The sequence below is a fragment of the Micromonospora sp. DT62 genome (assembly GCF_049847285.1).
Lineage (GTDB): Bacteria > Actinomycetota > Actinomycetes > Mycobacteriales > Micromonosporaceae > Micromonospora > Micromonospora reichwaldensis.
Map to the genome: position 1 here is coordinate 76901 of NZ_JBNCOB010000003.1, position 13566 is coordinate 90466.

General features: G+C 74.1%; 12 protein-coding genes. All 12 read right to left on the reverse strand.

Annotated features, from left to right (window positions below):
- Positions 1 to 175: 175 nt before the first annotated feature.
- Positions 176 to 1411 (reverse strand): MFS transporter, encoded by a 1236-nt coding sequence (locus ACPXCB_RS06275; protein WP_425873014.1) that lies wholly within the window; start codon positions 1409 to 1411, stop codon positions 176 to 178.
- Positions 1408 to 3729 (reverse strand): malto-oligosyltrehalose synthase, encoded by a 2322-nt coding sequence (treY, locus tag ACPXCB_RS06280; protein ID WP_425873016.1) that lies wholly within the window; start codon positions 3727 to 3729, stop codon positions 1408 to 1410. Before treY ends, ACPXCB_RS06275 begins: the two co-directional genes overlap by 4 nt.
- On the reverse strand, positions 3729 to 5231 hold the full coding sequence (malQ, locus tag ACPXCB_RS06285) for a 4-alpha-glucanotransferase (protein WP_425873018.1): 1503 nt from the start codon (positions 5229 to 5231) through the stop codon (positions 3729 to 3731). Before malQ ends, treY begins: the two co-directional genes overlap by 1 nt.
- Entirely contained in the window at positions 5212 to 6639 is a 1428-nt protein-coding gene (locus ACPXCB_RS06290) for a glycogen synthase (RefSeq protein ID WP_425873020.1), read from the reverse strand. The genes malQ and ACPXCB_RS06290 overlap by 20 nt, the downstream gene beginning before the upstream one ends.
- Positions 6636 to 7370 (reverse strand): HAD family hydrolase, encoded by a 735-nt coding sequence (locus ACPXCB_RS06295; protein ID WP_425873022.1) that lies wholly within the window; start codon positions 7368 to 7370, stop codon positions 6636 to 6638. Before ACPXCB_RS06295 ends, ACPXCB_RS06290 begins: the two co-directional genes overlap by 4 nt.
- Complete coding sequence (locus ACPXCB_RS06300) at positions 7370 to 7645, reverse strand: MoaD/ThiS family protein (protein ID WP_425873024.1); 276 nt, start codon at positions 7643 to 7645, stop codon at positions 7370 to 7372. Before ACPXCB_RS06300 ends, ACPXCB_RS06295 begins: the two co-directional genes overlap by 1 nt.
- A 14-nt stretch (positions 7646 to 7659) precedes the next feature.
- Positions 7660 to 8433, reverse strand: coding sequence for a thiamine biosynthesis protein ThiG (locus ACPXCB_RS06305; protein ID WP_425873026.1), 774 nt, complete (start codon positions 8431 to 8433; stop codon positions 7660 to 7662).
- 280 nt (positions 8434 to 8713) lie between these two features.
- Entirely contained in the window at positions 8714 to 9313 is a 600-nt protein-coding gene (locus ACPXCB_RS06310) for a nitroreductase family protein (RefSeq protein WP_425873417.1), read from the reverse strand.
- 181 nt (positions 9314 to 9494) lie between these two features.
- Positions 9495 to 10691 (reverse strand): M20/M25/M40 family metallo-hydrolase, encoded by a 1197-nt coding sequence (locus ACPXCB_RS06315; protein WP_425873028.1) that lies wholly within the window; start codon positions 10689 to 10691, stop codon positions 9495 to 9497.
- Between the two features lie 234 nt (positions 10692 to 10925).
- Positions 10926 to 11738 (reverse strand): SigB/SigF/SigG family RNA polymerase sigma factor, encoded by an 813-nt coding sequence (locus tag ACPXCB_RS06320; RefSeq protein ID WP_425873030.1) that lies wholly within the window; start codon positions 11736 to 11738, stop codon positions 10926 to 10928.
- A gap of 180 nt (positions 11739 to 11918) precedes the next feature.
- Entirely contained in the window at positions 11919 to 12386 is a 468-nt protein-coding gene (locus ACPXCB_RS06325) for a MaoC family dehydratase (RefSeq protein WP_425873032.1), read from the reverse strand.
- Complete coding sequence (locus ACPXCB_RS06330; RefSeq protein ID WP_425873034.1) at positions 12383 to 13555, reverse strand: acyl-CoA dehydrogenase family protein; 1173 nt, start codon at positions 13553 to 13555, stop codon at positions 12383 to 12385. The genes ACPXCB_RS06325 and ACPXCB_RS06330 overlap by 4 nt, the downstream gene beginning before the upstream one ends.
- Positions 13556 to 13566: the final 11 nt, after the last annotated feature.

The window sequence follows — 13566 nt, forward strand, 5'->3', positions numbered from 1 at the left end:
GGTTCTCCTAGCGTCCAGCGGGAGGTGGCGGGTCGGCCGGCGCCGGCGGGACCCAGCGGGCACCGGCGGCCCCAGGGGCGCGGCCGGTACCGGGCGGTACGCCGGCCCGCGCCGCACCCAGCATCGTCCGCCGCGCCCGACGGCCGCACCTTCGCACGTGCCGCCTCGCGCCGGGTCAGCGCACCGCGTCGGCGTGCTCGGGGGCGCTCGCCGACTCTTCGGCCGGCGGCCGGCGGCGCAGCAGCGGCACCGGGATCAGCGAGACGACCCCGGCGGCGACCGACAGCACCACGTAGTTGGTGGTCGCCAGCACCACCCCCGCCACCACGCTGGCCACGGCCGAGGCGGCCCACACGAGGGCGTCCACCCGGCCCTGCACCGCCCGCCGGGCGGCCGGGGTCAGCGCCTGGGTGAGCAGGGCGCTACCACCGACGAAGGTGAGGTTCCAGCCCCAGCCGAGCAGGAAGAGCGAGACCACCAGGCGGGTGAGGCCGCTGCTGTGGGCCGCCGGCCACGACGCCACCACGACGGAGGTGACCAGCAGACCGATGCCCATCAGGATCGCGGCCCGACCGCCGAAACGGTCCGAGAGGTAGCCGGAGAGCGGCGCCAGGGCGAACATGCCGATCATGTGGCCGCTGAGCACCACGCCCACCGCCGTGAGGCCGTGGTGGTTGCTGCTCATGTGCAGCGGCGTCATGGTCATCAGGGCGACCATGGCCAACTGCCCGGCGATCATGGACACCAACGCGACGGACACCACCGGGTGCCGCCACACCTGCGCCGGGGTCGGATCGTTGGCGCCCCGTCGGGCCGCCGTTCGCGACCGGGGCATGGCGGCGGAGGCGAGCACGCAGATGCCGGCCGCCAGCAGGGCCACGAGGAACGGCCCGGCCAGGTCCGGCAGACCCAGCCGGCTGGCGACGTCGGCGCTCGGATCCATCAGGTTGGGCCCGAAGACCGCCCCGACGGTGCCCGCCCAGACGATGACCCCGACGGCCAGCCCCTGCCGGCGGGGCGGGTACAGGTCCGCCGCGCAGTAGCGCGACAGCTGCGCCCCGCCGTTGCCCACCCCGAGCAGCACCATGCCGAAGATCAGCAGCAACACCTGCCCGGAGGCCACGGCGGCGCCGGCCACCGCCGCGCCCACGATCGCGACCAGGTAGCCCAGCGACAGCGCGGAACGGGTGCCCCGACGCGCCATCAGCGCGGCCAGCCAGAGCGTGCCGGCGGCGGTGCCCAGCACGCCGGCCGCGTTCGGCACGCCGCTCCAGAGCTCGGTCAGTTCCTCCGCGCCGATCAGCGTGGATGCCGTGCTGGCTCCCACCATGGAGGTGTTGGTGGCGGCCACCCCACCGAGCAGGGCCGCCATCGACCGTCGCCGGCCGGTGGTTTCCACGTCGACGCTCATGATCCTCTTTTCTTGACGAGCAGTGCCACCGGCAGGCGGCCGAACAGGTCCTCGACGCGGGGCGCCGGCGAACGGACCGGCGCGCCGGTGAGCACGTCCACCCAGCCGTCGGCGTCACCGGGCAGGGGCACCACGGTGTCGGCCCAGCCGCCCCGTTCGGCGAGCCCCACCGGCAGCCGGGTGGCCAGCGCCACGACGCCGTCGTCACCGCCGCGCGAGAAGCCGATGAGGTGCTCCGCCGCGCCGCCCTCCGCCCGGACCGGGCGGTAGCCGCGGAACAGCCGCGGACTGTCGCGGCGCAGCCGCAGCACCCGGGAGGTGACCAGCAGCTTGGCCGCCCCCGTGGCGTCGACCGGCGGCGTCCGTCCCGCGTCGATCTCCGCCAGCAGCCGCCGGCGGGCCGCGAAGTCGACCGGACGGCGGTTGTCCGGGTCGACCAGCGAGTAGTCCCACAGCTCGGTGCCCTGGTAGACGTCGGGCACCCCGGGACCGGCGAGCTGGAGCAGCTTCTGGCCCAGCGAGTTCGACCAGCCGGGTGCGGCGATCCGGTCGACGAAGGCACGGACCTCCGCCGCGAGGACCGCGTCGGCGAGCACCCGGGCGGGCCAGCTCGTGACGCCGTCCTCGTAGTCGGCGTCGGGATCGTGCCAGTTCGTGCGCACCCGCGTCTCGCGGGCGACCTTGAGCAGGTAGGCGGAGAGCCGCTCGGGGCCGATCGGCCAGGCGCCGAGCAGGGTCTGCCACGCCAGCGGCTCGAGCAGGGGGTCGCCCAACGGCTGCCGGACGGACCAGCGGCGGAAGCGCTCGGCGTACGCCTCCGGCAGCTCGCTGAGCACCGCCAGGCGGGCCCGTACGTCCTCCGAGCGCTTGGTGTCGTGGGTGGACAGCGTGGTCATGGTGGTGGGCCAGCCGGCCTCCCGGGCCGCGTTCGCCGCGTGCAGCTCACCCGGCGACACCCCGAAGCGGCCCGGGTCGACGCCCACCTCGTTGACCGCGACCAGGCTGTTGTGCCGGTAGATCGCGGTGTCCTCGACGCCCTTGGCCATCACCGGGCCGGTCGCCTGCTGCACCCGCACCGCGAGCGGGCCGGTCGGCCGGGCGACCATCTCGTCCCGGACGGCGCTGAGGATCTCGCGCAGCGCCGGCCGGCGCCGGGTGGCCCGCTCGACCGCCTCGTCCAGCGCCCAGCGGTGCTGCGGGAGATAGGACCGGTAGACGGGAAACTCCACCAGCAGGGCCCGGACGGCGTCCGCCCGCTCGGCCGCCGGGCAGCGGGGCAGCAGCGCGGCGACGAGCGCCTCCACCCGTCGCGCCTCGGCGACCAGCATCGTCGCGACGACCTGCTCGCGCGCCTCGCGCACGACGTCGGCCAGCGCGGTGCCGGTCAGGCCGGCCGCCTCGGTCAGCCGCTGCCGGCCCGCCGGGGCCACGAATACGCCCGAGATCTCGGCCAGCGCGTCGTAGCCCGTGGTGCCGTCCACCGGCCAGCCCGCCGGCAGCTCCTCGCCGACGCCCAGCACTTTCTCCACGACGATCCACGCTCCGGGGGCCGCGGCCCGCAGCCGTCGCAGGTATCCCGAGGGGTCCGCCAGGCCGTCCGGATGGTCGACGCGCAGCCCGGTGACCTGCCCCTCCCGTACCCAGCGCAGCGTCTCGGCGTGCAGCGCCTCGAACACCTCCGGGTCCTCCGTGCGCAGGCAGGCCAGCGTGTCGATGTTGAAGAACCGGCGGTACGTCAGCTCGGCCGCCCCCCGGCGCCAGGACACCAGCCGGTAGTGCTGCCGGCCGTGCACCTGCGCCACCGTGCCGTGCCCGGTGCCGGGCGCCAGCGGGAACCGGTGCTCGTGGTAGACCAGCGAGTCGTCGGCGAGCTTCAGCTCCCCCTCGGCCGCCGCGCCGCCGTCGCCGTCGTCGCCCAGCACCGGCAGCAACAGCGGCCCCGCCGACCAGTCGACGTCGAAGAACCGGGCGTAGCGGGACTCCGGCCCGTGCCGCAGCACGTCCCACCACCACGGGTTGGCCGCCGCGTCGGCGACGCCCATGTGGTTGCAGACCACGTCGACCACGAAGCCGAGCCCGGCCTCGGCGAGCCGGCGGGCGAGCGCGAGGCGCGCCCGCTCGCCGCCCCGGCCCGGGTCGGCGCGCGTGGGGTCGACCAGGTCGTAGCCGTGCGTCGAGCCCGGCGCCGCGGCGAGCAGCGGGGAGGCGTAGAGCGCGCCGACACCGAGGTCGACCAGGTAGTCGGTCAGCGCGACGGCGTCGGCGAGACCGAGGTGGGGGCCGAACTGGAGCCGGTACGTGGAGGTCGGTGCCGCCATCAGCCGGTGAACCCCCTGGCCCGTCGCGTGGACGCCCGCCGGTCCCGGCCGTACGTCTCGGTCAGGCGACGCAGCCGGAACTCCAGTCCCGGGGTCAGCGCCTCCGCCCGGAACCGCCACCGCCAACTCCCCTCGGCCTGCCCCGGGACGTTCATCCGGGCCGCCGGGCCCAGCTCCAGCACGTCCTGCAACGGCAGGACGGCGAGCTCGGCCACTGACGCGAAGACCGCCCGCGCCATCGACCAGCAGATGCCGTCCGGCACGCCCCCGAGGTAGCGCTCCACCCGCAGCCGCTGGTCGGCGCTCGACTCCTCCCACCAGCCCAGTGTGGTGTCGTTGTCGTGGGTCCCCGTGTAGGCCACGCAGTCGGTCGGGTAGTGGTGCGGCAGATGCTGGTTCTCGTCGCCGGCGAAGGCGAACTGGAGCAGCCGCATGCCCGGGATGCCGGCGTCGATGCGCAGCTGCTGCACCTCCGCCGAGGCGGGTCCCAGGTCCTCGGCCAGCATCACCACCTCGCCGAGTTCCTTGCGGATGGCCTGGAACAGCGACGGGCCCGGCCCGTCGCGCCAGCGCCCCGCACTCGCCGGCCGGCCCACCGGCACGGCCCAGTAGCGCAGGAAGCCCCGGAAGTGGTCGAGCCGGATCATGTCGTACAGCTGGGTCATCCGGCGGATCCGGTCGACCCACCAGGCGTACTGGTCCTGCGCCATCAACTCCCAGCGGTACAGCGCGTTGCCCCAGACCTGGCCGTCGGCGCTGAACTCGTCGGGTGGGAACCCGGCCACGGCGGTCGGGCGACCCGCCCCGTCCAACTGGAACAGCTCCGGCGCCGCCCACGTCTCGCAGCTGTCCGTGCCGGCGAACATGGCCACGTCGCCGATCAGCTCGATGCCGAGCCGGTGGGCGTGGTCGCGGACGGCGGTGAAGTGCGAGGCGAACAGGTACTGCTCGAACCGGTAGTAGTCGAGGCGGTCCCGCTCGGTGTCGTCGAGCCGGGCCAGCGCGTCCGGGTCCCGCCGGGCCAGCGGCGCCGGCCAGCTCGTCCACGGCCCGCCGTGCCGCTCCCGCAGGGTCATGTAGCGGGCGTAGTCGTCCAGCCACCACGCCTGTTCCCGGGCGAACGCCTCGCTGTCGGCGGTCGGCGTGAAGGCGGCGTACGCCCGGGCCAGCAGGTCGGCCTTGACGGCGCCCGCCGCCGGGTAGTCCACGATGTCCGGCGGCAGCGCCGGCACGTCCGCCAGGTCGGCGGCGGTGAGCAGACCCGCGTCGCGCAGCCGGTCGACGCTGACGTAGAGCGGGCTGCCGGCCAGCGTGGAGCTGGCCTGGTACGGGCAGCCGTCCGCGCCGACGGGGTTGAGCGGCAGCATCTGCCACACGCTCTGCTCGGCGGCCGCGAGGAAGTCCAGCCACTCGATCGCGGCCGGCCCGAACTCACCCACCCCGAACCGGCCCGGTAGTGAGCTGGGATGCAGCAGGATCCCGCTACGTCGGTTGACCGGCACCCGAGTCGTCCTCCCGTCCTGTCCCGTGCGCGGGGGCGCCGGCGGCGGCCGGCGTGCGCACGTACAACTGCTCGTACCGCTCGGCGGCCTCGTCCCACGAGAACCGGGCCCGCATGCCGCGCTCCCGCAACCGCGCCCACGCCTGCCGGTCGGCCCAGCGCGCGACCACCTGCGCGATCAGGTCGACCAGGTCCGGCGCGCGGTAGCCGTCGAACGAGAAACCGAGCCCCGTCGCGGCGACCGTCTCCGCCATGCCGCCGACCCGCCGCACCACGGGCACCGACCCGTAGCGCAGCGCGATCAGCGGCGCCAGCCCGCACGGCTCGAACCGGGAGGGCGCCAGGAAGGCGTCCGAGCCGGCGTACGCCAGCCGGGCGATCGCCTCACCGCTGTCCGGGTGGTAGGCGACGTGCGGGTAGTAGCGGGCGGCGCGGCGGAACGACCGCTCGTACTCGGCCCCGACGCCGACGACGACGAGTTGCAGGCCGAGGGCGGCGATCTCGTCGATGCCCTCCAGCAGCAGGTCGACGCCCTTCTGGTCGACCAACCGGCCGACGAAGGCGAACAGCGGCACCTCCGGATCCGTCGCCAGGCCGCTGCGCTGCTGGAGCGCGCGCTTCGCCACCGCCTTGCCGGCGAGGTCGTGCACGTCGAAGCGGGCCGGCAGGTGCGGGTCCGTGGCGGGGTCGAAGTCGTCGTAGTCGACCCCGTTGCGGATCCCGTGGTAGTCCTCGCCCCGGGCCCGCAGCAGCCCTTGCAGCCCGACCCCGTGCGCGGGGGCGAGGGTCTCGTCCCGGTAGCGGGCGCTGACGGTGGTGACCGCGTCGGCGTACCGGATGCCCTGGGCCAGCAGGTTGCCGGTGCCGTAGCGGGTCAGGTCCAGCTCGTCGGCCTTGTCGTGCGGGAACAACCCCTGGTAGGCGAGGTTGTGGATGGTCATCACGGTCCGCGGCGCCGCGCCGAAGGCGCGCAGGTACGCCGGGACGTGCCCGACGTGCCAGTCGTTGCAGTGCACCACGTCGGGCGGGCTCACCGACCGGGCGGCCAGCTCGGCGACCGCCCGGGAGAACAGCACGAAGGACGACAGGTGCTTCTCCACGTACCCCTCGGGCCGCTGCCAGTCGGGATGCTGCGGCGTCCGCAGGGTGAGGTACCGGACGCCGTCGTGGTCGCCCAGGTCGTCGACGGTGAACTCGGCGCGCGCCGAGCCCGCCGCGACCGCCACCGTGCCGACCCGGCGGCCGTCCGGCAGCCCCGCGTAGCCGGGCAGGAACAGCCGGACGTCGTGCCCCCGTCCGGCCAGCGCCCGGGGCAGGGCCCGGGCGACGTCCCCGAGACCGCCCACCTTGACCAGGGGCGCCACCTCGGAGGTGGCGAAGAAGACCCGCAGCGGGCGGCCGGCGCTCACGTCCGCGTCCCCGACAGCGTGGCCGGCCCGGCGACCGTGGACAGGCCCGCGATCGGGGTACCGGCCAGGCGCAGCTCGACCGCGCCGGCGGCCCGGGCGACGCTCAGCGCGGCGAGGTCCGGCGCGGTCCAGGTCGCCCCGGCGGCCCGCAGGGTCGGCGCGTCGCCGACGCCGACGGTCACCGCCCCGGCGGACGAGGCGGCGCGGACGCCGCTGGGGGCGTCCTCGACGACCAGGCAGCCCGCCGGGGCCAGCCCGAGCCGGCGCGCCGCGAGCAGGTAGCAGTCCGGCGCCGGCTTGCCGCGCGCCGTCTCGCCCCAGGTGACCATGGCGTCGAAGGCCGCGGCGACGCCCAGGTGCGCCACCACCCGACGGGCCCGGCGCGCGGAGGCGCCGGTGACCAGCGCCAGCCGGACACCGCCGCCGCCGAGCGCCGTCAGGATCTCCCGGGCGCCCGGCACCTCGACGAACGCGAGGTCGGTCTCGGCGACCCGCACCCGGCGCAGGATCTCCGCCCGCGTGTCGGGGTCGAGGTCGCCGAAGAGCGCCGAGACCGAGTGTTCCGGGGAACAGCCGAGCACGTCGTCGCGGATCGCCGACGCGGACAGCGCCCGATCGTGCTCGGTGGCGAGGCCCCGCCAGAGCGACAGGATGGCCTCGGTCGAGTCGATCAGGACGCCGTCCAGGTCGAACAGCACACCGGCGAAGACAGGGACCGGTCCGGACGCCATCAGCCCCCCGCCACGGCGGGCAGGATGGTCAGCGAGTCGCCGTCGCGCAGGCGGGAGTCGAGCATCCCGCTGGTGCGCACGTCGATGTCGTTGATGTAGAGGTTGACGAAGCGGCGCAGCTGCCCGTCCTCCCCCATCACGCGGCTGCCCAGTCCCGGGTGCCGGGCCTCGAGGTCGGCCAGCACCTCGGCGACGGTCGAGCCGTCCGCGGTCACGTACTTGCTGCCACTGGTGTAGTTGCGGAACACGGTCGGGATGCACACCTCGACGGCCATGGTCGGCTCCTCGGTCAGTAGGGGATCTCGTCGCCGGGCATGGCGCCGGCCAGGTACGACAGCCGACCGGCCGCCACGGCGTGCTTCATCGCCTGCGCCATCAGCATCGGCTCCCGGGCCTTCACCAGGGCGGTGTTGACCAGTACCGCCGCCGCCCCGAGCTCCATCGCCAGGGTGGCGTGCCGGGCGCTGCCCAGGCCGCCCTCGACGACCACCGGAATGTCGACCGTGTCGATGATCTGGCGGATCGGGCCGGGGTTGGGGATGCCGTGGCCGGAGGCCACGGGGGCGCTCATCACGCGCAGCGCCGAGCAGCCGAGCGCGGCCAGCTCCTTGGCGGTCGCGAGGTCGGGCAGGATGAACGGCATGACCTCCCAGCCCTGCTCGCGCAGCTGGGCGGCGACCTCGACGGTGGCCCGGTTGTCCGGCTCGTTGGTCCGGCCGCGGACGTCCAGCTTGAACACGGTGATGCCGTAGGCGTCGTGCAGGATGTTGACGGTCTTCCAGGCGCTCTCGGCCGACCGGGCGAACGAGGTCGTGCCGATCCACAGGTACTGCTCGATGGGAATCTCGTCGGCCAGGTCGGACAACAGGAGACTCGAACGGTTGTTGTCGGGGTCCACGGTGGTGATGAAGACCTGCGAACCGGTCGCCTCGAGCACCTGGCGGATCACCGACGGCGACGTGTACTGCTCGATACCGACGAGCAGGCGCGAGGTCAGCTCCGTGTCGCCGAGCCTGACCCATGCGTCCCGGAGGCCAGCGGCCTCCATCGAATCCACGGACATGTACACCCTTTCTGGTCGAGCCGGGCACGACCGGCGGCGGGAGCGTCAGCCCGGGCCAGGGTGGGGCGGGGGCGGGGCCCCCGAAGCCCGCCAAGACCCGGACGCACCGCCGGCCGGCGAATCACCGATCGGTCCGTCACAGGAGTTGCGAAAAGAATCTTGGTTGCCACGGCGCAGCGCGGCATCTTCCAACGTGCGGCACTTCATTACGCGCGGATCATTGATTGTTTACGACAACGGTGATATTCGGCCGGCCCGCGTCGGCCCGGAGAAGGGGCCGTCACCGCCGGATCAGGACCTCCGGCAGCGGCTTGCGGACCAGGTCCGGCACCGTCGCGTCCGGCGCCGGATAGCCGACCGGCATGACCAGGTACGGGCGCTCCTCCGGCGGCCGTTCGCACACCTCGTTGAGGAAGCGCATCGGGCTCGGCGTGTGCGTCAGGGTGGCCAGGCCGGCGTGGTGCAGCGCCGTGATCAGCACGCCGACCGCGATGCCCACGGATTCCTTGACGTAGTAGGGCTTCGGGGACCGGGGACCCTGGTGCACCTCGAACACCACGATCACGACCGGCGCCACCTCCAGGAAGGGCTTGTGCCAGTCCGTACCGATCGGGGCGATCGCCTCCAGCCACTGCGCCGACGCGCGCCGGGCGTAGAACTCGCGCTCCTCGGCCTCGGCGGCCTCCCGCAGCCGGCGCTTGCGGGCCGCGTCGGTGATCACGACGAACCGCCACGGTTGCAAATTCGCGCCGCTCGGCGCGGTCGCCGCCGCGCGGATCGCCTCCTCGATCACCTCCATCGGCACCGGCTGCGGCGAGAAGTGCCGGATGGAGCGTCTGGCGGCCATCCGGTCGGCGAAGGTACGCGCGTTGTGCACCATGTCCCCCGCCGTCGCCAGCGGCGAATCGGGTCCGAGGTCACCGGTCATTCCAGCCATGAACGCCTCCCGCGTGATCGACGGATCCAGCATCGCCCAACGGCGCCGGGCGCGTTTACGCAACCGTGCGGAACTTCGGCCGCCGCCCGGGGCGGGTGGGCGCGACGCCGCGCGGGCGGGTGGCTCACCCGTCCGTCGACGAGCCCTGCCCGGCGGGTACCGCGCCGAGCGGTCGGTGCTCCTCGGCGGCTTCGGCCGGGCCGGTCGTGGCGAGGAGGCGGGCCGTCATGGCGGCCAGCAGCGCGGTGCGCTCCGGCATCCGCGCGACGTCGACGTACTCGCCACGCGCGTGCGGCAGGCCCCCCACCCCACCCAGGCCGTCCAGGGTCGGTACGCCGAGGGCGCCGGTGAAGTTGGCGTCGGAGGCGCCCGGGGCGGCGACGCCGCGTACGGCCGGCAGCCCGAGGTCCGCCGCCACCGACTGCGCGACCCGCAGCAGCGGCGTCGACACGGAGGCCGGCAGCGGGTACCGGTTGATCCCGCCGCTGATGGCCAACCGCGCGTCGGGCAGTCGGGGGGTCAGCTCGCGGACCAGCCGGTCCACCCGGTGCAGCTCCTCGCGGGTCCAGGCGCGTACGTCGACGCAGAGGACCGCGGACTCCGGCACCACGTTCGTCATCGTGCCGGCGGTGAGGGCCGTCGGGGTCACGCTCGTCTCCCCCGCGGCGAAGGCCTGCACCGCGAGGACGTGGTGCGCGAGTTCGACCCCGGCGTTGACGCCCCGGTGCGGTTCGACGCCGGCGTGCGCCGCCCGGCCCCGCACCGTGATCCGGTAGACGGAGCCGCCCTTGCGCGCGACCTTCAGGTCGCCGCCCTCGGTGCTCGGCTCGCCGACCAGCACCGCCCCGGTGCGGCGGGCCTGCTCCTCGATCAGCGGCCGGGAGGTGGCCGACCCGCTCTCCTCGTCGCAGGTGAGCAGCAGCCCCACCCGCGAGGTGTCCGGCAGCAGTTCCAGCGCGGTGAGCATCTGCACGATCCCGGCCTTCATGTCGCAGACGCCGGGCCCCGTCGCGGTGCTTCCGGTGATCGTGAACGGCCAGTCCCGGATGGTGCCCGCCGGCCAGACCGTGTCGTAGTGGCCCAGCAGCAGCACGCGTTGGTCGGGGGCCGCCCAGAGCAGGTGCGGCAGTCCGTCGAGGACGACACGACGCCCCCGCCGGCCCAGCGCGGCATCGCCCCACGCCTCGAGCAGGTCGGCGCAGGCGGCCAGTTCCCGGCCCCTCCCCGGCGGCGACTCGCAGGTCACCAACCGGCGCAACCGCGCCGTCATCACCGCTGCCCGGGCCTGCGCCCCACGCCGAAATACATCGACATCCACCATGGTCTGATGGTGGCACCGCCACCCGTGGCGGCCACAGGGCCCGACGCCGACACCGCACGGATGCGGTGCTGCGGCGCGCAACACGGCAACCTGGAAGACAAGGCCACGAGGCGGGCCGGCCGCCCGTGCCGGGAACGCACTCGTCCGCCCCGCCGGGCAATGGCGGGGCGGACGAGGACGGTACGTCGAGGCGGGTGTCGGACGGCTACGTGGCCGCCCGCCGCGGGGGTGTCGTCAGCGGCTGCCCTCGAGCTGGCCGCGCAGCTTGCCCAGCGCGCGGGCGAGCAGGCGGGAGACGTGCATCTGGGAGACGCCGACCTGCGTGGCGATCTCGCTCTGGGTGAGGTTGCCGTAGAAGCGGAGGGTGAGGATCTTCTGCTCCCGCTCGTCGAGGGTGGCGAGCGCCGGGCCGAGGGCGACCCGCAGCTCGGCCAGCTCGAACTCGCTGTCCTCGGCGCCCAGGGTGTCGCCCAACTCGGTGGCGCTGTCGCCGTCGCCGATGGGGGTGGAGAGGGAGACCGCGTTGTAGGCGCGGGCGCCTTCGAGCCCCTCCAGGACCTCTTCCTCGGTGACGCCGAGGTGGACGGCGATGTCGGCGACCGTCGGCGCGCGGTTGAGCGTCTGGGTGAGGGTGCCGTTGGCCTCGGAGATGCGCAGCCGCAGCTCCTGCAGGCGGCGCGGCACGCGGATGTTCCAGGTGCGGTCGCGGAAGTGACGCTTGATCTCACCGAGGATCGTCGGGATGGCGAAGCCGGCGAAGTCCACGCCCCGGGAGGCGTCGAAGCGGTCCACGGCCTTGATCAGCCCGAGGGCGGCGGTCTGGGCCAGGTCCCCGTTGGGCTCGCCGCGCCCGCTGTAGCGGAAGGCGAGGTGGTGGGCCAGCGGCAGCCACGCCTCGATCACCCGCGCCCGCAGCGCCGGCCGGTCGGGGTGCCCCTCCGGCAGGGCGGCGAGGGCGGCGGTCAGCTCACTCGCGCGGGTCTCGTCACCGGAGGCCGTGGTGGTGGCGTCGGTGGTGGTGGTCGGCGCGGTCGTCGTGGTGATCATGCTGCCCTTCCTGTCCTACCGATGCGGCGACGCCGGGTACCGGCGACCGCAGTGCCACCACCCTAGACCAACGGCCGTCGCCATATCAACCGAACGGCCGATGGATAAAAGCGACAGAAACTCCCGAACGAGGCGCCAAACGTGTGGTCCCCGCCACGCGCGGCTGGTGCCACCCGCGGTTCAGGAGGCCGCCGGCCCCACGTAAAGCCGGCTCACCGTCTCGGCGACGCAGACCGGCTTGCCGCCGGCGTCGCACTCCACCGTCGCGGCGGTTACCAGCTGCACCCCGCCGGCCACCGGCGACACCTCGGCGATGGTGGCGACGGCCCGGACCGCCGTGCCGACCCGCAGCGGGGCGGGGAACCGCACCCGGTTCAGCCCGTAGTTGACCCCCATCCGCACGCCCCGCACCCGGTAGAGCCGCCCCACCAACGCCGGCAGCAGCGACAGGGTGAGGAAGCCGTGCGCGATCGTGCCCCCGTACGGGCCGGCGGCGGCCCGCTCCGGGTCGAGGTGGATCCACTGGTGGTCGTCGGTGGCGTCGGCGAACAGGTCGACGCGGCCCTGGTCGATCCGCTGCCACGGCCCCGGGCCGAGGGTCTCCCCGACCGCGGCGGCCAGCTCGTCGACGGAGTCGAAGGTCCTCATGCCAGGTGCCCTCCCAGTCGGGTGTAGCCGCGCAGCAGGTCCCGGGCGATGATGAGCCGCTGCATCTCGTCGGTACCCTCGAAGATCCGGTAGAGCCGGACCTGCCGGTACCACCGCTCGACGGGCAGCTCCCGGGTGTAGCCCATGCCGCCGTGGATCTGCAGCACCCGGTCCACCACCCGGTTGACCATGCCGGCGCCGTAGAGCTTCGCCATCGAGGAGGCGTGCCGGGGATCCATGCCCTGGTCCACCGTCCAGGCCGCCCGCAGGATGAGCCAGCGGGCCGCCTCCAGCTCGGTCTCGGAGTCGGCGATCATCCACTGGATGGCCTGGTTGTCGCCGATCGGCCGGCCGAAGGTCTGGCGGGTCGTCGCGTGGTCGATCGCCATCCGCAGCGCCCGCTCGGCGATGCCGACGGCGTGCGAGGGGATGGTGTAGCGGCCCTTGCCGATCCACTCCATCGCGAGGGCGAAGCCCTGACCGGGCTCGCCGAGGATGTTGCGCTGCGGCACCCGTACGTCGTCGAAGACCAGCGCGGCCGGCCCGCCCTCGCCCATGGTCTGGATGAATTCCGAGCGCCAGCCCATCGCCCGGTCCACCAGGAAGGCCGTGGCGCCGCCGTTGCGGGCGCCCTTCTCCCGGTCGGTGACCGCGATGACGATGGCGTAGTCGGCCTCGTTGCCGCCGGTGATGAAGGTCTTCTCGCCGTTGAGCACCCAGTCGCCGCCGTCGCGGCGGGCGCTGAGCCGGATGTTGGCCGCGTCGCTCCCGGCGCCCGGCTCGGTGATCGCGAAGCAGCTGCGCCGCTCCCCCTCGATCGTCGGGATCAGGAACTCCCGCTGCTGCTCCTCGTTGGCCCGGAACAGGATGTTGTCGGCCTCGCCGCCGAAGCGGAACGGCACGTACGAGCGGCCGATCTCGGTCCAGATCAGCGACTGGGTGACGGCCGGCAGGTCCATGCCGCCGTACGCCTCGGGGGTGGCCAGCCCCCAGAAGCCGAACGCCCGCGCCTTGAGCTGCAACTCGCGCAGCTCGTCGGGCTCCAGCCCGGGCCGGTGGGCGCGTTCGCGCCGCAGCAGCTCCGGCTCCAGCGGCATGACCTCCCTGGTGATGAAGTCGCGGGCCGTGTCGCGGATGGCCCGTTCGGTGTCCGAGAGCGCGAAGTCCATGTCCCCTCCGG